Raw genomic sequence first — 20,444 nt, forward strand, 5'->3', positions numbered from 1 at the left:
AAAAAGACGGCGCCTGCGGGCGCCGTTTTTTATGGCCGGCCGGTTACCAGTAGTTTTCAACCGCTACTTGCCCGGGACGGCGACTCAGGCTTAGTTGCAACCCCCGCGCTTTGAGCAACTTTCTGGTGTCATCGATCATTTGCGGATTGCCACACAACATCACCCTTGAATGTTCGGGCGTCAGGCTGATCTTCACCCGCTCTTCAAGTGCTCCACTTTCAATCAATGTGGTGACTCGCCCGCTTAAAGCCCCCTCATGCTGCTCGCGCGTGACAATCGGCACATAGGTAAATTTATGTGCATATTCAGACAAGTAATCACGCTCAACCAGACCGGCAATCAAGCCCTGATAGGCCAGTTCTCTGGTTTCCCGCGCACTGTAAACCAGCACGATATGCTCAAACTTTTCCCATACTTCAAAGTCTTGCAGGATCGACAGAAATGGCGCGATGCCGGTCCCGGTCGCCAGCATCCACAGATTCTGCCCGTCAACAAAGCGGTCCAGGGTCAAAAAACCATAGGCCTGGCGCTCGACCAGCAGGGTATCGCCAACTTCCAGACGACTGAGCTCACTGGTGAACTCGCCTCCCGGCACCACAATGGAGAAGAACTCCAGGAACTCGTCATGGGGTGAGGACGCCATTGAATAGGCCCGCCACACCGTGCTGCCATCGGCCTTGGTCACGCCCAGACGGGCGAATTGACCCGCAGTGAAACGAAAACCCGGGTCGCGGGTGGTACGCAACGTGAAAAGACCGGGGGTCAGCGGGGTAACCTCAAGCAGCGTCTGGCGGGTAAATTTTTCTGCACTGGCAGTCATGTCGCACTCCATTGGCTAGTGCAGTAGTGTCGCGCAAAGACAGACACAGGAACACCGACGGTTTGTGCTGGCTTTGCACCCACTGCCAGGCGGATGTTGCCCGCCGGGTAAACGCATCAGGTAATCCCCGGCAAAAAAAAGTAAAATCGCCTGCATCTGTAAAACCCACGGACGCCAGTGCTGCGAAGTGGCCCTGCGGCCCGGTTGCCACTGTTGATTCCCCAGAGTTTGTAAAAATGCCTGTGCTCGAAAGCCCTTTCGCCCAACTCCGCTTGATCCGCCAACCAGAACAGCAAAACGAGCCGCTACAGGCTTTCGACGCTGCGGACGAGTATTTGCTTAACCATCTGGCCGAACAGGGTCTGCCCGCCAACAGCCGGGTTCTGGTGCTCAATGACAGTTTCGGGGCTCTGGCGATCAGTCTGGTGGCCAATATGCAGGTCACCAGCAGCAGCGACTCGTTCCTCGCCATCCAGGCCCTGGAAAAAAATCTGGTGCGCAATGGCCAGGCGTTCGATGCCGTCACGGTCATCCCCGCCAGCCAGCCTCTGGTTGGCCCTTTCGATTGTGTGCTGGTGCGCGTACCCAAAACCCTGGCCCTGCTCGAAGAGCAACTCATTCGGTTGCAAGGCCAGCTGGCCCCGGGGGCACAGGTGATTGCCGGCGCGATGATCAAGCATTTGCCCCGTGCGGCAGGTGATTTGCTGGAGCGTTATATCGGCCCGGTCCAGGCTTCGCTGGCCGTGAAAAAAGCCCGCTTGCTGATGGCCACCCCTGAAGCCAAAGAGCCGTTTACCTCGCCCTACCCTTCGCGCTACTTACTGGACGAACCGGCCATCGAGCTGCTCAACCATGCCAACGTCTTCTGCCGTGAAGGGCTGGACATCGGCACCCGTGCATTCCTGCCCCACCTTCCCAAAAACCTGGGCTCGGCCCGGGTAGCAGATCTGGGTTGCGGCAATGGCGTGCTGGCCATCGCCAGTGCACTGAATAACCCGGATGCGCAGTACACGCTGGTCGATGAGTCGTTTATGGCCGTGCAGTCCGCTCGCGAAAACTGGCAGGCAGCGCTGGGGGAGCGTGAGGTAATAGTGCGTGCCGCAGACGGCCTTGCAGGGCAAGAACCTGATTCGCTGGACGTCGTGCTGTGCAACCCGCCTTTTCACCAGCAGCAAGTGGTGGGCGACTTTCTGGCCTGGCGCATGTTTCAACAAGCCCGGGAAGCCCTGGTCGTCGGCGGCGCGCTGTATATCGTCGGCAATCGCCATCTGGGTTATCACAGCAAGCTGGCCAAACTGTTTCGCGGTGTTGAACAAGTGGCTGCTACGCCCAAGTTCGTCATTCTCAAGGCGCGCAAGTAAGCACAGCCCCCAGCGGGAGCAGCCGGGCCACACTCGATTGCTCGCGCGCTTTTCAAGAAGGCCGCGCTCACTCTGTGATCAATATGGGCCTGGTAAAGAGCTCGCTCCTACTCCGGGCCGGGCCAGAGAATTACCCACAAACAAAAAAACCCTCCGTAGAGGGTTTTTTTATGAGTGGCGACCATCAGTGGCTTTTCATGCCCGCAGCGGTCATGAACAGTCGGATCAGCCAGGCGAATACGCCTAATGACGCCACACTGGCGGTCCAGATCACCAGCAGCCAGCCGACCCGTTGCCATAACGGCTTTTTCTCGGCCTCTTGCACCTCATGTAGATAGTCCTTGCCAGCCATGTTGCGCTCTCCTCTCGGAAAAAGGCTGCGACCATCAGGCCGCAGCGGCACTTCTAACTAGTGATAACCGTCTTCGTGGGTGACCTTGCCGCGGAACACGTAGTAGCTCCAGAAGGTGTAACCCAGAATGAACGGGATGATGAACAAGGTGCCCACCAGCATAAAGCCCTGGCTCTGCGGCGGTGCGGCAGCTTCCCAGATCGTGATTGATGGCGGGATGATGTACGGCCACAGGCTGATGCCCAAACCGCTGTAGCCCAGGAAAATCAACACCAGGGTCAACAGAAACGGCGTGTAGTTGGCGTTGCGGGCAATCGCTTTGAACAAACCGAACATCGTGAGCAACACCAGAATCGGTACCGGCAGGAACCAGAACAGATTTGGCAGGGTGAACCAGCGCGCAGCAATTTCAGAATGTGCCAAGGGTGTCCACAGGCTGACGATGCCCATCAACACCAGTACTGCCAGGGCCAGCGGGCGCCCCAGTTTGTGCATCTGCTGTTGCAGGTCGCCCTGGGTTTTCATGATTAGCCAGGTACACCCCAGCAGGGCATAGGCCACGATCAGTGCAAGGCCGCAGAACACGGTAAAAGGAGAGAGCCAGTCCATGCCGCCCCCGGCGTACTCCCGGTTGACTACCGGTATGCCGTCAATGAAGGCCCCCAGTGCCACCCCCTGGAAAAACGTAGCCACCAGAGAACCGCCAATGAACGACTTGTCCCAGATATGACGCTTCTCAGGCCTGGCCTTGAAACGAAACTCAAAGGCCACACCGCGAAAGATCAGGCCCAGCAGCATCAGGATCAAAGGCAGGTACAAGGCTGACAATACGACCGCATAGGCCAGCGGGAAGGCGCCAAACAATGCCGCGCCGCCCAGCACCAGCCAGGTTTCGTTGCCGTCCCAGACGGGAGCAACAGTGTTCATCATCACATCGCGGTCACTTTCGCCCTTGATAAAGGGGAAGAGGATGCCGATCCCGAGATCGAAGCCATCCATGATCACGTACATCATGATCCCGAAGATGATGATGATTGCCCAGATAAGTGGCAGATCAATACCCATGACTCAATTCCCCTTAGTCAGGCTGTCGCTGTGGCCTTCATCCGTACCCTCGTGGGCAGCAGACAGAGGACGGGCAGGCGTGCGTGGCTGGCCTGGACCACCTTCGTTGTGTGTATCGCCTTCATGGGTAATCGGGCCTTTGCGTACCAAACGCATCATGTAGCCCAGACCCACACCGAACAGCGCGAAGTACACCAGCACAAACAGGACCAGCGTGATGCTCATTTGCGTAACGCTGTGATTGGACGACGCGTCGGCGGTGCGCATGAGCCCGTACACCACCCACGGCTGGCGACCGATTTCAGTGGTAAACCAGCCCATCAGAATCGCCACCAGACCCGACGGCCCCATCCACAACACCAGACGCAGGAACCAGCGGTTCTCGTACAGTGTCCCGGTCTTGCGCAGCCACAGGCTCCACAAGCCGATAAAGATCATCAGCATGCCCAGCGCAACCATGATCCGGAATGTGAAGAACACAATGGTCGAGTTCGGACGGTCCGCGGCCGGGAAGTCCTTCATTGCCGGGATCTGTTTGTCCAGACTGTGGGTAAGGATCAGGCTGCCCAGGTACGGCACTTCGATCTTGTAGTCCGTAGTCTCGGTTTTCATGTTCGGGATGCCAAACAGGATCAGCGGCGACGCTTCACCGGGTTTGTTCTCCCAGTGACCTTCGATCGCAGCGATTTTTACCGGTTGATACTCAAGGGTATTCAGGCCGTGGGCGTCGCCGATAAAGGCTTGCACCGGTGCCACCACCAGTGCCATCCACATCGCCATCGAGAGCATGCGGCGAATGGCGGGGGTGTTTCGGCCGCGCAGCAGGTGCCAGGCTGCCGAAGCGCCGACAAAGAACGCCGTGGCCAAAAAGGCAGCCGTGGCCATGTGCGCCAGACGGTAAGGAAAGGAAGGGTTGAAAATAACTGCCAGCCAGTCCACCGGAATAACCCGGCCATCAATGATTTCGAAGCCTTGCGGCGTCTGCATCCAGCTGTTGGACGCCAGAATCCAGAAGGTCGAAACCAATGTACCCAGGGCCACCATCACCGTGGAGAACATATGCATGCCGCGACCGACCCGGTTCCAGCCGAAAAGCATGACCCCCAGAAAACCGGCCTCAAGGAAGAATGCGGTGAGTACTTCATAAGTCAGCAAGGGGCCGGTAACGGCTCCGGCGAAGTCAGAGAACCTCGACCAGTTCGTGCCGAACTGATAGGCCATGACCAGCCCGGACACCACGCCCATCCCGAAGTTGACGGCAAATATCTTCGACCAAAAATGGTACAGGTCGCGGTAGGTGTCCTCACGGGTTTTCAGCCACATGCCTTCGAGCACCATGAGATAACTGGCAAGACCGATGGTAATGGCGGGAAAGATGATGTGAAACGACACGGTAAACGCGAACTGAATTCGGGCGAGATCCAGAGCCTCCAAACCGAACATAAGTCTTCCTCTATCAGGTATCAGGTGGTTCAGGACACAGAAGCGGCGCCTGTATCCAACTTCCCTGCCGATAATGGCCTCAGCGAATCGGTGTCCGCTTTTTCATCCACCACGCAAGGGGTCTGGCCGGCTGGCCATCCAGATAAACCGCAACGGGTTTTGACCTGGATCAAACATTGCTGAAAGAGTAGTCCATTCCCATCAGGGCGCTAATGTGGTTTGTTGCCGCGTGACATGATGTCCCAGGGCCAGTAATACACCCTTGCAGGAATTGAATGTTTTCTCGAAAAAGCCCCGGACAACAGAGTTTCAAGCCCCCTTCGCCTGGCCAATTCGAGTCATTATTTGTTACACAATGATGATAATCTCAATCTCCCCAGCCCTCTGCCCCGACCCTTTCAATGACCAGTCAAACGCTCCTGCTACGTCATCACCGGCCATTTGTGGCCTTCTGGTTCGCCCGCATCTTCACCGCCAGCGCCTTTCAAATGCTGACCGTGGCCATTGGCTGGAATGTCTACCAACTCACCGGCAATGTGATGGATCTGGGCTGGGTCGGGCTGATCGAGTTCGCACCGCGGGTGATGTTCATGCTGCACACCGGGCATGTAGCCGATCGCTATGATCGGCGCCGGGTGGCAGCCCTGTGCCAGACGCTGCAAGCCATGATTGCCCTGACCCTGGCCATCAGCAGTGCAACCGACCATATCAGCCGCGAGCTGATCTTTATCCTGGCCTTTCTACTGGGGGGCGCCCGCTCATTTGAAATGCCCACCACCCAGGCATTGCTGCCCTCAATCGTGCCTATCGCCCTGTTCCCCAGGGCCGTGGCGGCCGCTCAAGCAGCCCAGCAGTCGGCCACCATCGTCGCACCGGCGCTGGGCGGATTGCTCTATGCGTTTGGCAGCGTCTGGGTCTACGGTCCCACGGTGGTGCTGTACCTCATAGCCGCGCTGTTGATGAGCAACCTGCCCGCGCGCCAGACTGCACTGAACAAAGGCAAGGCCACCCTGGACTCACTGTTGGCCGGCATTCGTTTTATTCGCAGCCGCCCGGACATCCTCGGCGCCATCTCCCTCGACCTGTTCGCGGTGTTGCTGGGCGGCGCCACCGCCTTGCTGCCGGTGTTTGCCAAAGACATCCTGCTCACCGGCCCATGGGGCCTGGGCATGTTGCGTTCGGCGCCTGCGGTCGGGGCCTTGCTGATGTCACTGTGGTTGGCCAGGTTCCCGGTCGAGCGCAAGGTGGGGCGCATCATGTTTACTGCCGTGGGGGTATTCGGCGTCGCCACCATCGCGTTCGGGCTGTCGACCTCGTTCTGGTTTTCGATGCTGGTGCTGGTGGTACTGGGCGCGGCCGACATGATCAGCATGGTGATCCGTGCCTCGTTCGTGCAGCTGGAAACCCCGGATGAAATGCGCGGGCGCGTCAGTGCCGTCAATGGCTTGTTTATTGGCGCGTCCAACCAGTTGGGCGAATTTGAATCAGGGGCTACAGCGCACTGGCTGGGCACCGTGCCGGCGGTGGTGCTGGGCGGGGTCGGCACCCTGGTCGTCACGGGGCTGTGGATAAAACTGTTCCCCGGCCTGGCCAACCGCGACCGGATGGTGGAAGACAAACCACCTGCTCAGCCCTGATACCTGGGGCGCCACCCCTATATCCGGGCCGCCAGCGCATTGCATCGCGCCTTGCCGCAGAGCTGCTCGACCAGCGCGAGAGCAAATGCCAAAGCCGCCCCGCAACCCTGGGCGGTTATGCAGTTGCCATCCACCACCACTGGCTGGTCAATAAAGTTGCACCCCGAAAGCCGGTCACTGACCGATGGTAGGCATGTCATGCGCCGCTGCTTGAGTACCCCGGCAGGCTGCAGCACCAGGGCAGGCGCCTCGGCAATGGCGGCGTAAAAACCGCCGGCCCGGGCCTGATCGGCCAGCATTTGCATTAAAGGCTGGTGGGCCGCCAGGTGCTCGCAGCCCACCGCACCACCGGGCAACACAATCAGGTCGAAAGCCTGGGCCAGCAGGTCAACCAGCATGCCGTCGGCTGTCAGGCGCGTGCCTCGGGCACAGGTCAACATGCGCCGGCCCTCGATACTGGCCACCACCACCTCGACCTCGGCACGGCGCAGAACATCGATCAAAGTCACGGTTTGCAGGTCGTCGACACCTTCAGCGACAGGAATCAGGGCTCTATAGGTCATAGGCTTTCTCGCACAGAGGAGCTATCAGCTTAGGTCAGCTTCGCCGCCATGGGTCTGGCTACTTTATATACAGCCTGGCGCCAAGCCGATTGTGCGGGGGCGTCAGGGAGGTGTTGCTGAACTGGAACCAGCCGCCCTGCCGGTTACCCAGATCGAAGCTGTACAGGTAGCCCACCGTAGTACCGGCACCATTACAGGTCACCAGCCCTTCACCCTGATTGCACACCGGGGTGCGAACGCCATCCACTTCCTGGCCGTCCAGGCTCACATTGGGCTGGCCGCCATAGCCGCGTTCAAGCACGTACACCTTGATGCCGGGAGCCTGATGATCGCATTTGGTCTGTTCGCGACCATCGGACACATCCTCTACGGCGCAGGAAGCGGATACCACCTTGAGTATTTCGACGCGGCTCAAGGGCATCGCCGGTGCGGCGTTCAACGCCGCACTGAGCAACAGGCTAAAACAGACAAAAACAGGTTTGATCGTGCACTTCATGGCTTGCCCCCGATAACTGGCACGCAGTATGCCTGTGCACTTGAGGTAACAAAACATGACGCCGCAGGGCATCCAAAGCAGCCAGACGTCCGAGCTGCTGGTATGATGCGCGGCTTTTTCCGACAGACAGAAATTCTCAGGCTATCAGGGTCTGTTGACGCTTGGTCATGACACGCGCCCCGAGGGGACGACAGCCAAGGATCAACAGATCCCTAATCTGTGCTTTGCTGTTGAAAACGATTTAATCACGGCGCATTTGGCGCCACGGGGACTGGCATGCTGGAAAGGCTGTTTCAACTCAAAGCACACGACACCAATGTGCGTACCGAGATTCTTGCGGGTATCACCACCTTCCTGGCGATGGCCTACATTCTCTTCGTGAACCCGAGCATCCTCGGCGAAACGGGAATGGACAAAGGCGCGTTATTTGTCGCCACCTGTCTGGCAGCCGCCATCGGCTCGGCCACCATGGGCATCATCGCCAACTACCCGATTGCCCTGGCACCGGGCATGGGCCTGAACGCCTTCTTCACCTATACCGTGGTCCTGCACATGGGCCACACCTGGCAAGTGGCGCTGGGGGCGGTATTCATTTCGGCGGTGCTATTCTTCCTGTTGTCGATCTTCCGTATCCGCGAATGGATCATCAACAGCATCCCGCTGCCGCTGCGCTCGGCCATTGCCGCCGGCATCGGCCTGTTCCTGGCGCTGATTGCGCTGGGTAACGCCGGTATCGTCGTCGCCAACAAAGCCACCCTGGTGGGCATGGGCGACCTGAGCCAGCCCAAAGTGATTCTCGCCTCTCTGGGCTTTGCCCTGATCGTAGGCCTTGAAGCCCTGAAAATGCGCGGTGCGGTACTGATCGGCATTCTGGCCGTGACCATTGCTTCGATTGCACTGGGTGTCACCGAATTTGGTGGCGTGGTGTCGATGCCGCCATCCCTGGCCCCGACCTTCCTGCAACTGGACATCAAAGGCGCACTGGACATCGGTCTGATCAGCGTGATCTTCGCCTTCCTGTTCGTTGATCTGTTCGACAACTCCGGCACCCTGATCGGCGTTGCCAAGCGCGCCGGCCTGATGGGCAAAGACGGGCACATGCCGAAAATGGGCCGCGCCCTGATCGCCGACAGCACCGCGGCCATGGCCGGTTCGTTGCTGGGTACCTCGACCACCACCAGCTACATCGAATCGGCAGCAGGCGTGAGCGCCGGCGGCCGTACCGGTCTGACCGCCATCGTGGTCGGCATCATGTTCCTGCTGGCGCTGTTCTTCTCGCCACTGGCCGCCAGCGTTCCGGCATTCGCTACCGCCCCTGCGCTGATGTTCGTCGCCGTATTGATGATGAGCGGCCTGGCCGAAATCGATTGGGACGACATCACCGTTGCCGCTCCGGTGGTGATCACCGCGCTGGCGATGCCGTTCACCTACTCCATCGCCAACGGCATCGCCTTCGGCTTTATTTCCTGGACCGTGATCAAGCTGCTGTCGGGCCGCGCGCGCGAGCTCAATGCACCGCTGATCATTCTGTCGATTCTGTTTGTGATCAAGCTGGGTTGGTTTAACGCATGAGTGCTTTGCCGTTCGATTCTGCTACCTACGCCATTGAGCTCGAAGCCAAGGCCAATCGCCTGCGCGAGCTGCTGGCGCCCTTCGATGCACCTGAACCCCAGGTGTTCGACTCGCCCCTCAAGCACTTTCGCCTGAGGGCCGAATTCCGCCTGTGGCGCGAAGGGGGCGAACGTCACTACGCCATGTTTGCGCCGGATGACAAGCGCACGCCGATCCTGATCGAAGACTTCCCGATTGCCAGCCTGCGCATCAATCAACTGATGCCGCAGCTCAAGGCCGCCTGGAAAGCCAGCTCGGCCTTGAGCCACAAGCTGTTCCAGGTAGAGTTCCAGACCACTCTGTCCGGCGATGCGATGGTCACATTGTGCTATCACCGCCCGCTGGACGAGCACTGGCAAACCGCTGCCGAGCAGTTGGCCAAAGACCTGGATATCAGCGTGATTGGCCGCTCCAAAGGTAAACGCGCGGTGATCGGCCGTGATCACGTGGTCGAGCAGCTGGAAGTGGCAGGCCGTACCTTCACTTATCAACAGCCCGAAGGTGCGTTCACCCAGCCAAACGGCACGGTCAACCAGAAGATGCTCAACTGGGCATACGACGCGTTGGGTGAACGTCAGGATGATCTGCTGGAGCTGTATTGCGGCAACGGCAACTTCACCCTGCCGCTGGCCACCCGCGTGCGCAAGGTGCTGGCTACCGAAATCAGCAAGACCTCGGTCTATGCCGCGCTGAACAATCTGCGCGACAACGCTGTGGATAACGTGACACTGGTGCGTCTGTCCGCCGAAGAGCTGACCGAGGCCCTGAACGAAGTACGTCCGTTCCGCCGCTTGCAGGGCATCGACCTGAAAAGCTACGAGTTCGGCAGCGTCTTCGTCGACCCGCCACGTGCGGGCATGGACCCGGACACCTGCGAGCTGACCCGACGCTTCGACAACATCCTGTACATCTCCTGCAACCCGGCCACCCTGGCGGAAAACATCGCCCAGCTGCACGATACCCACCGTATCGAACGTTGCGCCGTTTTCGACCAGTTCCCCTGGACCCACCACATGGAATCGGGCGTATTGCTGGTTCGCCGGTAACCGCCTGCATCACTCATTGGTAGCCCCTGCCCCCCCGGCAGTGGCTACCAATAGTCTACCGGGCATGCCCGGCGATCACGCCTGCAGATAGCGCAAAATCGAGTCAGTAATCATTTCGCGTTGGCGCTGTTTTATCTGGCTGTCAGACAAATCGATCTGAAAAATCTCACCCAGCGTGTAGCGATTCGACACCCGATAAAAACAGAAAGAACTCACCAGCAAATGCACGTCGAGCGCATTGAGCCCCGCACGGAACACTTTCTGCTCAACCCCGCGCTGCAAGATATCCTCCAGCGCATGCACGATTGTGTCGTTCAAGGCCTTGATACCTGACGAGCGCTTGATGTACTCGCCCTTGTGAATATTTTCGACGCTGACCATGCGTACAAAGTCCGCGTTCAGGTCGTGGTGATCGAAGGTAAATTCCACCAGTTTGCGAATCGCCGGCACCGGCGCCAGCTCTTCGAGATGCAACTGGCCCTCAATGTGCCGGATCTCACCGTAGAGCTTCTCCAGCACTTCGACATAGAGCTGCTCCTTGCTGCTGAAGTAGTAATAGATCATGCGCTTGGAGGTGTTGGTACGCTCCGCGATCGCGTCCACCCGGGCCCCCGCCAACCCCTGCTCCACGAACTCGGCAAGGGCTTCGTGCAGAATATTCTCGCGGGTCTTCTCCGGGTTGTTTTTACGGCTTTTACGCGGCTCGACAGCCGGGGCCGTGGCACCGCTGTCGACTTCTGGAATCTGGGTCATTAAAGGCTCACGGCCATCAGGGAATGCCCGCGATTATGGGCTGCCCCGTTCGTCGAAGGAAGTCGCCCGGCCTATAACTTGGCCTGACGTGCCGCGCCACTGCGGGATTTGGCCATCGCTGCCAGGCGAACTGCAACGTTGGCTGCGCCATAACCGGCATAGCCGTTTTTACGTTGCAACAGCTCAAAGAAAAAGCGCCCGGCAAAAGGCTCGGTGTACACGTGGAACAACTCACCGCCCTGGGCGTCACGGTCGTACAGCACGTTGAAGTAGGCCAGTTCGCTCAAGAACTCATCATCAAAATCAAAGCGCGCCGCCAGGTCGTCATAGTAGTTGAGCGGGATATCCAGCAGCGGTACCCCTGCGTCTTTCGCACGACTGACTTCGGCAAACAGGTCGTCACACTCGAATGCAATGTGATGTACGCCGGAACCGCGATAGCTCGACAAGGCATGTGAGATAGCGGTGTTTCTGTTCTCGGAAATATTCAGCGGCAAGCGAATGGAGCTGCAGCGGCTGCGCAAGGCCCGGCTTTTTACCAGGCCATAGGGGTCAGGCAGTACCACTTCGTCATCGGCTTCGAAGTCCAGCAGGCTTTTATAGAACAGCACCCAGCTGTCGAGGCTGTCTGCAGGCAACGCCATTGCCATGTGGTCAATGCGTTTAAGTCCGCCCGACGCGGCCCGGGCAGGCGTGAGGTTGAAGTCCGACTGGTACAAGGGGTTGCCGGCGGCGTCCTGGTCCACCAGATAAATCAGGCTTCCATCCGGCGCCCGTACGGCCGCCAGCTCCAGCTCATTGGGGCCGACCAGGCCGCGATAGGGCTGACCTTTGTAGGCCACGGCCCGGGCCAGCGCGCTGGTGCTGTCCTGTACCCGTATCGCCGTGGCGCACAACGACGGCCCGTGGGCCTCGAAGAAGTTGTGGGCAAAGGAGTAAGGCTCAGCGTTGAGAATCAGATTGATATCACCCTGGCGCAACAAGCTCACATTTTTCGAACGGTGCTGACCGGCCCTGGAGAACCCCAGACGCTCAAGCCATTGCGTCAACTGGGCGCCCTGACTGTCATCCACGGCAAATTCGAGAAACTCGATGCCGTCGTAGTCGCTCGCCTTTGGCGGCGCGAATAACGGCTCCAGCAGAGTTGCCGGTTCGGCCTGGCGAGCCAGACGCTCACGGGTTTTTTCTTCGAGATACAGCAGCGAGCGAAAGCCGTCGGCGGCATTGGCCCGGGTAGGCGCGGCACGAAAACCGTCGTTGAAGATTTCCAGCGACAAGGGACCTGTGTAGCCACTCTCAATGATCGGCGCCAAAAAGCCTGGCAGGTCGAATTCGCCCTGCCCCGGGAAGCAGCGGAAATGCCGGCTCCACTCCAGCACGTCCATCGCCAGCACCGGCGCATCGGCCATCTGCACGAAGAAGATCTTGTCTCCCGGGATCTGCGCGATGGCACTCGGATCGCCCTTGAGCGACAGGGTGTGGAAGCTGTCGAGCAGCACCCCCAGGTTCGGATGATCAATCTGCCGTACCAGGTCCCAGACCTGTTGCCAGGTATTGACGTGACGGCCCCAGGCCAGGGCCTCGTAGCCGATGCGTAAATTGCGCGCGCCGGCACGTTCGGCGAGCAGGCTCAGGTCATCCAGCAGAATCTGCGGCTCACCCAGGGCGTCAGCAGCGGCATTGCTGCAGACCAGCACCAGGTCCGTGCCCAGTTCCTGCATCAAATCGAATTTGCGTTCGGCGCGGTCAAGGTTGCGGGCCAGACGATCGCGGCGGCAGCCTTCAAAGTCACGAAAGGGTTGAAACAGGCTGATGGCCAGGCCCAGGTCGGCACATATTTGGCGCACCTCGCGCGGACTGCCGTCATAATAAAGCAGGTCGTTTTCAAAGATCTCGACCCCGTCAAAACCTGCCGCCGCAATGGCGTCCAGTTTCTCCGGCAAGGTGCCGCTCAAAGAAACGGTGGCAATCGAACGCTTCATTTTTTACTCCCTGAATTGGCACAGCCTGCAAACGACAGCATTTCTTAATAGCCTGATTATTAAGGGCGCCCTATTATTGAGCAATCACTGTGTACTAAACGGTTAGTTTTGCGGGCGATTATCGAACACTATGGCCTATCTCGAATTGACGACTTTTTGTCCAGTCGCCACCATCAATCTGCTGCTCCAGCTTCACCACATAACAATTCCAAGAAACGGATAAACAACCATGGTCCCTTCTCAGACTGCACGTACCAAGCCTGCCCAAGGTCCACACGCGGGTATCGGCGACAAGATCCGCGGCACCATGGCGATCGGCAAGACCCGCTGGGGCATGCTCGCGCTGGTGTTTTTCGCCACCACCCTGAACTTCATCGACCGCGCCGCCCTGGGTGTGATGCAACCGATTCTGGCCAAAGAAATGAGCTGGACGGCGATGGACTACGCCAACATCAACTTCTGGTTTCAGGTGGGCTACGCCATCGGCTTCGTCCTGCAAGGCCGGCTGATTGACCGGGTGGGCGTAAAGCGGGTGTTCTTCTGCGCAGTGCTGCTCTGGAGCCTGGCCACTGGCGCCCATGGCCTGGCCACCTCGGCTGCCGGCTTCATGATCTGCCGCTTTATTCTCGGCTTGACCGAAGCGGCCAACTATCCGGCCTGCGTCAAGACCACGCGCCTGTGGTTTCCGGCCAGCGAGCGGGCGGTGGCCAGCGGCATTTTCAATGCCGGGACCAACGTCGGCGCCATGTTCACCCCGATGATGCTGCCACTGGTATTGCATGTATGGGGCTGGCAAGCCGCCTTTTTGTGCATGGCCGCACTGGGTGGCATCTGGCTGATCTTCTGGGGGTTGAAGTACTACAACCCTGAAGATCATCCGACTGTGTCCAAAGAGGAACTGAACTACATCCAGCAAGAAAAAGAGCCTGAACAGACCACCGTTTCTTTTGCCACCATCCTCAAGATGCGTGGCACCTGGGCATTCGCCCTGTCCTACGCCATGACGGCCCCGGTGTTCTGGTTCTACCTGTACTGGCTGCCGCCCTTCCTGAACCAGCAATACAACCTGGGGATCAGCGTCACGCAGATGGGTATCCCGCTGATCATCATTTACATCACTGCTGACTTCGGCAGCGTCGGTGGCGGGATTCTGTCTTCGGTGCTGATCAAGCGCGGCATGGCGGCGGTCAAGGCGCGCCTGGTGTCGATGCTGTTATGTGCGATCGCCATCATTGGCGTGGTGATGGCCGCAGGCTCCAGCCAGCTGTGGGTGGCTGTCGGCGCGATTGCCCTGGCACTCGGCGCACACCAGGCCTGGACGGCCAACGTGTGGAGCATGGTGATGGACTACACGCCGAAACACATGATGGGCACAGTGTTCGGCTTTGGCGGGATGTGTGCCGCCATCGGCGGCATGTTCATGACCCAGTTCGTCGGCTATGTACTGACCGTCACCAACAACAATTACACATTGTTGTTCACTATGATTCCGGCGATGTACTTCATTGCGTTAGTGTGGATGTACTTCATGGCTCCGCGAAAAATCCCACAAGTATAAAAAGCGGGCCAGACCTCCACACCCAGCACCACCTTGAGGTATTCGATGACAATGCCCACCCCCCTTTCAGGGGTTAACCAGCCTTTGAAAGGCATCTTGCTGATCGTGGCGGCCACGGCCCTGTTCTCCAGTCACGATGCACTGTCCAAATACCTCAGTGGCTTTTACCCGGTAGTGATGGTGGTGTGGGCCCGTTATCTGGTGCACACCCTGCTGATGGCGGGGATTTTCCTGCCGCAGTCGGGGCTGCGGGTCTTACGCAGCAAGCGCCCTTTGCTTCAGGTTCTAAGGGCGATATGCCTGCTGGGTTCAGGGCTGTTTTTCACCTACGGCCTGCTGTATATCCCACTGGCCGAAAACACCGCGGTCAACTTTCTGGCGCCGCTGCTGGTGGCAGCATTGTCCGGGCCCCTGCTGGGGGAGAAAGTTTCACTCGGCCAATGGCTGGCCGTGGTTTGCGGATTTATCGGGGTGGTGATCATTATTCATCCGGGCGGTGAGCTGTTCACCCCCGCGGTGTTATTACCGATGGCGGCAGCGCTGTGCTTCAGCTGCTATCAGATTCTCACCCGCAAACTCAGCCTGTACGACAGCCCCACCACCAGTAATTTCTTTGCCGGGTTATTCAATGTGCTGGTGATGAGTGCGCTGGTGCCGTTCTTCTGGCATACCCCGACTCTGGCCCACGGCCAGCAAATGCTTGCCCTGGGCGCGTTCGGCATGACCGCGCACTTGCTGTTGACCCAGTCTTTTCGAGTCGCCGCCCCGGCACTGCTGGCGCCATTCAGCTATTGCCAGATCGTGTTTTCCGGAATATTGGGCTGGTTGCTTTTTGATCACACGCCAGACTTCACCACCCGTATCGGCATCGCCATTATCTGCATCAGCGGTCTGGCAGCTGCCTTGCAGCAACGTCGCACACGGGCCTGAACACTCTTGTGCAGGAGCGGGCTTTAAAGAGCTCGCTCCTGCAGGGAGTGTGTTGTTTACCGGGCCTTAGAAGTCGAAAAACACCGTTTCGTTTGGCCCCTGCAAGTAGATATCAAACCGGTAGGCCGGTTTGCCGTCCACTTCGCAGCGCCGGGCGATCAGGGTTTCGCGACGTTGCGGTTGCTCAATCAGGTTGAGCACCGGGCATTTGCCATTGGCTTCTGGCTCGTCGCTGAAGTACAGGCGGGTTTGCAGGTGGATGTTGATGCCCCGGGCAAACAACGACACGTTGATGTGCGGCGCCATGGGCACGCCGGCTGCGTTGTTCACCACCCCCGGCTTGATGGTGTTGAGCGTCCACTCACCGGCATCAAAGGTGGTGGCGGTACGACCGAAACTGTTGAAGGCCTTTTCCGAGTCAAAGTCTTCGTCGTACACCCCTTCATGGTTGGCTTGCCACAGCTCCAGAAAAGAGTCGCGCACCAGATGGCCATTACCATCGTGCACGTTGCCCAGCAGCAAGATGTGCTCGCCTGGGGCGCCGGGCTTGGCCATTTCGCTCCAGATTTCCACGGGCCGTGCCGGGTTGCCGGCCGCAGCCAGTGCCAGACCGATATGCACATAAGGGCCAGCCGTTTGCGATGGGGTTTCCTGCAGCAGTTCGATAGGCATGACGGGCTCCTCAGCAGTTTTCGAAGTGAGTCTTGCGCTGACCGCGCAGCACGATATCAAAGCGATACGCCAGGCAATCCATTGGATTGGCCGCGCCCATGTCCAGCCGCGCAATCAGGCTTTGCACGGCGTCAGGATTGGCAATCGACTTGACGATCGGGCACATCGGGATCAACGGATCACCCTCGAAATACAGCTGGGTAATCAGGCGCGTAGCTATGGAAGGGCCACTGATGGAAACGTGGATATGCGCCGGACGCCAGTCATTGGGGCCGTTACGCCAAGGATAGGGCCCCGGTTTTACGGTGCGGAAGCTGTAGTAGCCCTGACTGTCGGTGAGGGTACGACCCACGCCACCAAAATTGGGGTCAAGGGGTGCCAGGTAACGGTCATTCTTGTGGCGATAACGGCCACCGGCGTTGGCTTGCCAGAGCTCGACCAGCGTGTGGGGAATCGGCTTGCCATACTGGTCGCATACCCGACCCGCCAGCAGAATCCGCTCGCCCACCGGCAAACCGCCGTTGTTGAAGTTCAACAGCAGGTCATTGTCGAACTTGCCCAGTTGCAGGTGGGAAAAGTCAGGGCCACTGGTTTCACTGACCGATTGCGGGATGCTCACCAGCGCCTGCCGCGGCGAACGGGCAATGGAGGTTTTGTAATCGGGGGTCAGGGCTTTGGGGTGCCAGTTGCGGTCACGGATGACAAAACGCCGGCTGTCTGCATCAGACATGTCGATCTCCTGTTGTTTTTATAAAGGCCAGGCCCCTCCCTCGCTCCGACAAAAGCCAGGGCGGGGGGCAGGCAGATAGTGGTCATTTTCAAACAACAGGCAGGCAAGGACTACTGAAAAGCCAGACTCAACCCATAACCATACGGTTATGGATAAATACCCTCGCAGTAGGCCTGCCCCAGCTCCCGCAGCACCTCGACACATCCCTGCGCCGCCACCGACATTGGTACATGGGCGTTGCTGCAAATACCGATCGAGCCCCCGGGTTCGCGCTGGCCGAGGTCGACTTCTTGCAGTTCACCACTCGCCAGATCCAGGCGCACAGCGTCCAGCGGCGCTATCCAGACCGCATCGTTGTGCAGCACATAACGCCGGCTCAGGGTAATCGACAGGGTTTCCAGACGCTGACGGGACTGGCTGATACCGCACTGTACGAACAGGCTGTCGGCAAAGGCGCGGATGGTGGTATTGGCCAGCGGCAGTACCAGCGGATAGTGTTCCAGCCGACTGCGATCCAGCGGCAATTGCGTCAGCGGATGGCCGGCGCGCACCACCAGGGTCATGGATTCGCTGTAAAGGTGTTCAAAATTCATCCCCTGAATTTCCGGACTATCTGTCATTCGCCCCACCACCAGATCGACATCTCCCACCCGCAATTGCGATAACAGGTAGGCACTCGGCCCCGTCACCACACTCACCACCAGCGACGAGTGCCGCGCATGCAGGCGGCTCACCAGTTCGGGTATCAGCAGGCTTTCAACGGTCGACAACACGCCAAGGCGTACCGTCCCGCCCGCATATTCGCCCCCGCGCAAGGCATTCACCCCTTCGCGCAGGGCCTGCACCGAGGGCGTCGCATAGCGCAGGAAGGCCACACCGGCTTCGGTCAGGCTGACCCCGGTTTTGCTGCGCACAAACAAGCTGACCGTCAGTAGCTGTTCCAGCTCCTTGAGGGTTTTTGACATGGCCGGCTGACTCACCGCCAGCACATCCGCCGCCCGCGCCAGACTGCCCTGACGTGCCATCTCCAGAAAGCACACCAGGTGCCGGTATTTGATGCGGGTATCAATGTTCACAGGGCTGACAACTCCGGGGCGAGGACAGGCGGTATTCAACCACTTCAGCGCGGGGCCCGGAACTCTATTCAGGCACTGGCGGTCTTTTTGCCGGGCCGGGCTAATCTGTCACCCGTGCCGACACCTGCTTTTACCTTGCCTGGCGCGGTAACTGCCATACTCCTTGCGCTCTTGAAAGGCGTCTGACAACCGGTCTGGCGAAGCCCCGGCTCAGCAACAACACTATCAACAGGATTTATCAGAGGATTGCCCCATGCTTTGGAAAAAAGGCCGACGCAGCGACAACGTGGAAGACGTGCGCGATCAAAGCACCGGGGGCGGCGGGATGCGCATTGGCGGCGGCAAAGGCCTGAGCCTGATGGCGGTGGTGGTGATTGTCGGGTTCGGCTTGTTGACCGGCCAGGACCCGATGCAAATCCTCGGGCAACTCAGTGGCCAGCTCAGCGAGCAATCCTCGCCCCAGGTCACCCAGCAAGCCGGACATGCGCCGCCGGCCAATGATCAACAGGCCGACTTCGTGCGCGCGGTGCTGGGCGATACCGAGGACACCTGGCGTCAGATTTTTCAACAGGCCGGCCGTACCTATAAAGACCCGACCCTCGTGCTGTTTCGCGGCCAGGTGAATTCAGCCTGCGGTTTTGCTTCGGCAGCCACCGGGCCGTTTTACTGCCCGGCGGACCAAAAGGTTTACCTGGACATGAGTTTCTTCCAGGAAATGTCCCAGCGCTTCAAGGCCGGTGGCGACTTCGCCCAGGCCTATGTGATCGCCCACGAGGTAGGCCATCACGTGCAGACCCTGCTGGGTATCTCGTCAAAAATGCAAATGGCCCGTCAACAAGGCCAGCGCATGGAGGGTGCAGGTGGATTGCTGGTGCGCCAGGAACTGCAAGCCGACTGCCTGGCGGGGGTTTGGGCCAACCATGCGCAAAAGCGCCTGAACTGGCTGGAGCCGGGGGATGTCGAGCAAGCCCTGAACGCCGCCAATGCCATCGGCGACGATCGCCTGCAGCAACAAAGCCAGGGCCGTGTAGTGCCGGACTCCTTTACCCACGGCACGTCGGCGCAACGGGTGAAGTGGTTCAAGACCGGTTTCGCCCAAGGTGATATCAACCAGTGCGACACCTTTTCGGCAGCAAGGCTGTAAATGGGCTCGCGCCTGATGGTTTCGATGCTCGGACTGCTGCTGGTCTGCACGGCGGCACGGGCTGCAGAACAGGGGGTCAGGGAACTGAGCCCCGAGCATCTGCAAATCGGCACCGCACAACTGGCGCTGGGCTTGAGCCAGGACTGGCAACAGCCGCTCCCCCAGGTGCAGCGGGCCCTGATTGTGATCCATGGCCGTTTGCGCAATGCCCAGACCTACCTGCACAGCGTTGAACAGGCGGCGACCCGGGCCGGACAGTTATCCACAACCCTGATCATCGCCCCGCAGTTTTTGAATGAAAGCGACGCTGCCCGCCATAGCCTGCCCGCCGATATATTGCGCTGGCACGCCAATGACTGGATGGCCGGCGCACCCGCCACAAGTCCTGCGCCCCTCAGTTCTTATGCGGCGCTGGATCAGATCCTGGAGCGTCTTGCTGATGGTAAACGCTATCCGGCCCTGCGCGAGATAGTGGTCGCCGGACACTCGGGAGGCGCGCAAGTGGTGCAGCGCTACGCACTGACAACCCGGGCTGGCAAAGCGCTGCAGGAGCAGGGGATCAAGCTGCGCTATGTGATTGCCAACCCTTCGTCCTACGCCTATTTCAATGCGCAGCGACCGATCCCCACCTTCGATCCGGCCAGTTGCCCGGGTTTCAATAGCTGGAAATACGGGCTCCAGTACCTGCCAGCCTACGCCCGGGGAGAAAGCCCCGAGCAACTGGAACAGGCCTATGTCGGACGTGACATTACCTACTTGCTCGGAGCCAAAGACATCGACCCCAACCACCCGGCCCTCGACAAGGGTTGCGAGGCCGAGGCCCAGGGCGCGTTCAGGCTGGTGCGGGGCAAGAATTACTTCGAGTATCTGACCCAGCGCCATCCACAGGGGCTCAATCAGCGACTGATAGAAGTGCCCGGGGTCGGGCACAACGGCGACCGGATGTTCACCTCCCCCGAGGGGCAAAAGGTGTTGTTCGGCGAGCAACCTTCCTCCCCATAAACCTGTAACCGCAAAGAGCTCGCGAGACAAGGGTTGCGCAGTGCAAACATGCGGCAGATCCCAGCCCTCACCCTCCAGACCGGAAAGCACCCCATGCAGATGGCTGCAATTGCACCTGTAGGAGCGAGCTTGTCTCGCGAGCTTTTCAAGCCGCAAAGAGCTCGCGAGCAAGCTCGCTCCTACAGGGGGGGTTGTGCAGTGCA

General features: G+C 59.3%; 19 protein-coding genes. 8 read left to right on the plus strand and 11 right to left on the minus strand.

Translation table 11 applies throughout. From position 1 onward, the window contains the following. Window positions 1–43 precede the first annotated feature (43 nt). A complete protein-coding gene (locus tag EQV90_RS03395; protein WP_010655541.1) occupies window positions 44–820 on the minus strand; it encodes a ferredoxin--NADP reductase in 777 nt (258 codons plus the stop codon). A gap of 236 nt (window positions 821–1,056) precedes the next feature. Between EQV90_RS03395 and EQV90_RS03400 the strand changes: the two genes are divergently transcribed. Continuing rightward, entirely contained in the window at window positions 1,057–2,181 is a 1,125-nt protein-coding gene (locus EQV90_RS03400; RefSeq protein ID WP_003443981.1) for a class I SAM-dependent methyltransferase, read from the plus strand. A gap of 184 nt (window positions 2,182–2,365) precedes the next feature. On the opposite strand, the gene EQV90_RS03405 is transcribed toward EQV90_RS03400, so the two are convergent. From EQV90_RS03405 to EQV90_RS03415, 3 genes are read right to left on the minus strand one after another with little or no spacing between them, the layout of a single operon-like run. Further along, window positions 2,366–2,533 carry a DUF2474 domain-containing protein gene (locus EQV90_RS03405; protein WP_003443983.1) on the minus strand — a complete coding sequence of 56 codons (168 nt, stop codon included), beginning with the start codon at window positions 2,531–2,533 and terminating at the stop codon, window positions 2,366–2,368. Window positions 2,534–2,590: 57 nt separating this feature from the next. Next, window positions 2,591–3,598: a cytochrome d ubiquinol oxidase subunit II gene (cydB, locus tag EQV90_RS03410; protein ID WP_003443985.1), complete on the minus strand. Its 1,008-nt coding sequence runs from the start codon at window positions 3,596–3,598 to the stop codon at window positions 2,591–2,593. Between the two features lie 3 nt (window positions 3,599–3,601). Continuing rightward, window positions 3,602–5,041, minus strand: coding sequence for a cytochrome ubiquinol oxidase subunit I (locus EQV90_RS03415; protein WP_003443987.1), 1,440 nt, complete (start codon window positions 5,039–5,041; stop codon window positions 3,602–3,604). A gap of 401 nt (window positions 5,042–5,442) precedes the next feature. Between EQV90_RS03415 and EQV90_RS03420 the strand changes: the two genes are divergently transcribed. Next, the gene (locus EQV90_RS03420; protein ID WP_240877748.1) at window positions 5,443–6,678 is read left to right on the plus strand and encodes an MFS transporter; all 1,236 of its coding nucleotides are present in this window, start codon (window positions 5,443–5,445) and stop codon (window positions 6,676–6,678) included. 17 nt (window positions 6,679–6,695) lie between these two features. Here EQV90_RS03420 and EQV90_RS03425 read toward each other — a convergent pair whose 3' ends face one another. Both EQV90_RS03425 and EQV90_RS03430 read right to left on the minus strand, forming a co-directional pair. Then, window positions 6,696–7,241, minus strand: coding sequence for a DJ-1 family glyoxalase III (locus EQV90_RS03425; RefSeq protein ID WP_010655537.1), 546 nt, complete (start codon window positions 7,239–7,241; stop codon window positions 6,696–6,698). Between the two features lie 58 nt (window positions 7,242–7,299). Next, complete coding sequence (locus EQV90_RS03430; protein WP_037001613.1) at window positions 7,300–7,737, minus strand: DUF4879 domain-containing protein; 438 nt, start codon at window positions 7,735–7,737, stop codon at window positions 7,300–7,302. A 276-nt stretch (window positions 7,738–8,013) separates the two neighbouring features. On the opposite strand from EQV90_RS03430, the gene EQV90_RS03435 reads away from it, so the two are divergent. Next, window positions 8,014–9,309 carry an NCS2 family permease gene (locus EQV90_RS03435; protein WP_003443995.1) on the plus strand — a complete coding sequence of 432 codons (1,296 nt, stop codon included), beginning with the start codon at window positions 8,014–8,016 and terminating at the stop codon, window positions 9,307–9,309. Continuing rightward, window positions 9,306–10,394, plus strand: coding sequence for a tRNA (uridine(54)-C5)-methyltransferase TrmA (gene trmA / locus EQV90_RS03440; RefSeq protein ID WP_003443997.1), 1,089 nt, complete (start codon window positions 9,306–9,308; stop codon window positions 10,392–10,394). The genes EQV90_RS03435 and trmA overlap by 4 nt, the downstream gene beginning before the upstream one ends. 75 nt (window positions 10,395–10,469) lie before the next feature. Here trmA and EQV90_RS03445 read toward each other — a convergent pair whose 3' ends face one another. Beyond that, a complete protein-coding gene (locus EQV90_RS03445; RefSeq protein ID WP_003443999.1) occupies window positions 10,470–11,147 on the minus strand; it encodes a TetR/AcrR family transcriptional regulator in 678 nt (225 codons plus the stop codon). A 71-nt stretch (window positions 11,148–11,218) separates the two neighbouring features. Then, window positions 11,219–13,129: a 3-dehydroshikimate dehydratase QuiC gene (quiC, locus tag EQV90_RS03450; protein WP_203009265.1), complete on the minus strand. Its 1,911-nt coding sequence runs from the start codon at window positions 13,127–13,129 to the stop codon at window positions 11,219–11,221. 229 nt (window positions 13,130–13,358) lie between these two features. On the opposite strand from quiC, the gene EQV90_RS03455 reads away from it, so the two are divergent. Both EQV90_RS03455 and EQV90_RS03460 read left to right on the plus strand, forming a co-directional pair. Continuing rightward, on the plus strand, window positions 13,359–14,687 hold the full coding sequence (locus EQV90_RS03455) for an MFS transporter (RefSeq protein ID WP_003444003.1): 1,329 nt from the start codon (window positions 13,359–13,361) through the stop codon (window positions 14,685–14,687). Between the two features lie 45 nt (window positions 14,688–14,732). Next, on the plus strand, window positions 14,733–15,617 hold the full coding sequence (locus tag EQV90_RS03460; protein WP_240877749.1) for a DMT family transporter: 885 nt from the start codon (window positions 14,733–14,735) through the stop codon (window positions 15,615–15,617). A gap of 66 nt (window positions 15,618–15,683) precedes the next feature. Here the strand turns inward: EQV90_RS03460 and pcaG are convergent, their stop codons facing one another. From pcaG to pcaQ, 3 genes are all read right to left on the minus strand, one after another. Further along, on the minus strand, window positions 15,684–16,289 hold the full coding sequence (gene pcaG, locus EQV90_RS03465) for a protocatechuate 3,4-dioxygenase subunit alpha (RefSeq protein WP_003444007.1): 606 nt from the start codon (window positions 16,287–16,289) through the stop codon (window positions 15,684–15,686). A gap of 10 nt (window positions 16,290–16,299) precedes the next feature. Further along, window positions 16,300–17,019: a protocatechuate 3,4-dioxygenase subunit beta gene (gene pcaH, locus EQV90_RS03470; RefSeq protein WP_003444009.1), complete on the minus strand. Its 720-nt coding sequence runs from the start codon at window positions 17,017–17,019 to the stop codon at window positions 16,300–16,302. A gap of 146 nt (window positions 17,020–17,165) precedes the next feature. After that, complete coding sequence (gene pcaQ, locus EQV90_RS03475) at window positions 17,166–18,095, minus strand: pca operon transcription factor PcaQ (RefSeq protein WP_003444011.1); 930 nt, start codon at window positions 18,093–18,095, stop codon at window positions 17,166–17,168. Between the two features lie 253 nt (window positions 18,096–18,348). On the opposite strand from pcaQ, the gene EQV90_RS03480 reads away from it, so the two are divergent. Further along, window positions 18,349–19,239: a neutral zinc metallopeptidase gene (locus tag EQV90_RS03480; protein ID WP_003444013.1), complete on the plus strand. Its 891-nt coding sequence runs from the start codon at window positions 18,349–18,351 to the stop codon at window positions 19,237–19,239. Then, entirely contained in the window at window positions 19,240–20,241 is a 1,002-nt protein-coding gene (locus EQV90_RS03485) for an alpha/beta hydrolase (RefSeq protein WP_240877750.1), read from the plus strand. Window positions 20,242–20,444 lie beyond the last annotated feature (203 nt).

Origin of the sequence: Pseudomonas sp. TMW22089 (genome assembly GCF_022496645.1) — a bacterium.
GTDB lineage: Bacteria > Pseudomonadota > Gammaproteobacteria > Pseudomonadales > Pseudomonadaceae > Aquipseudomonas > Aquipseudomonas paraversuta.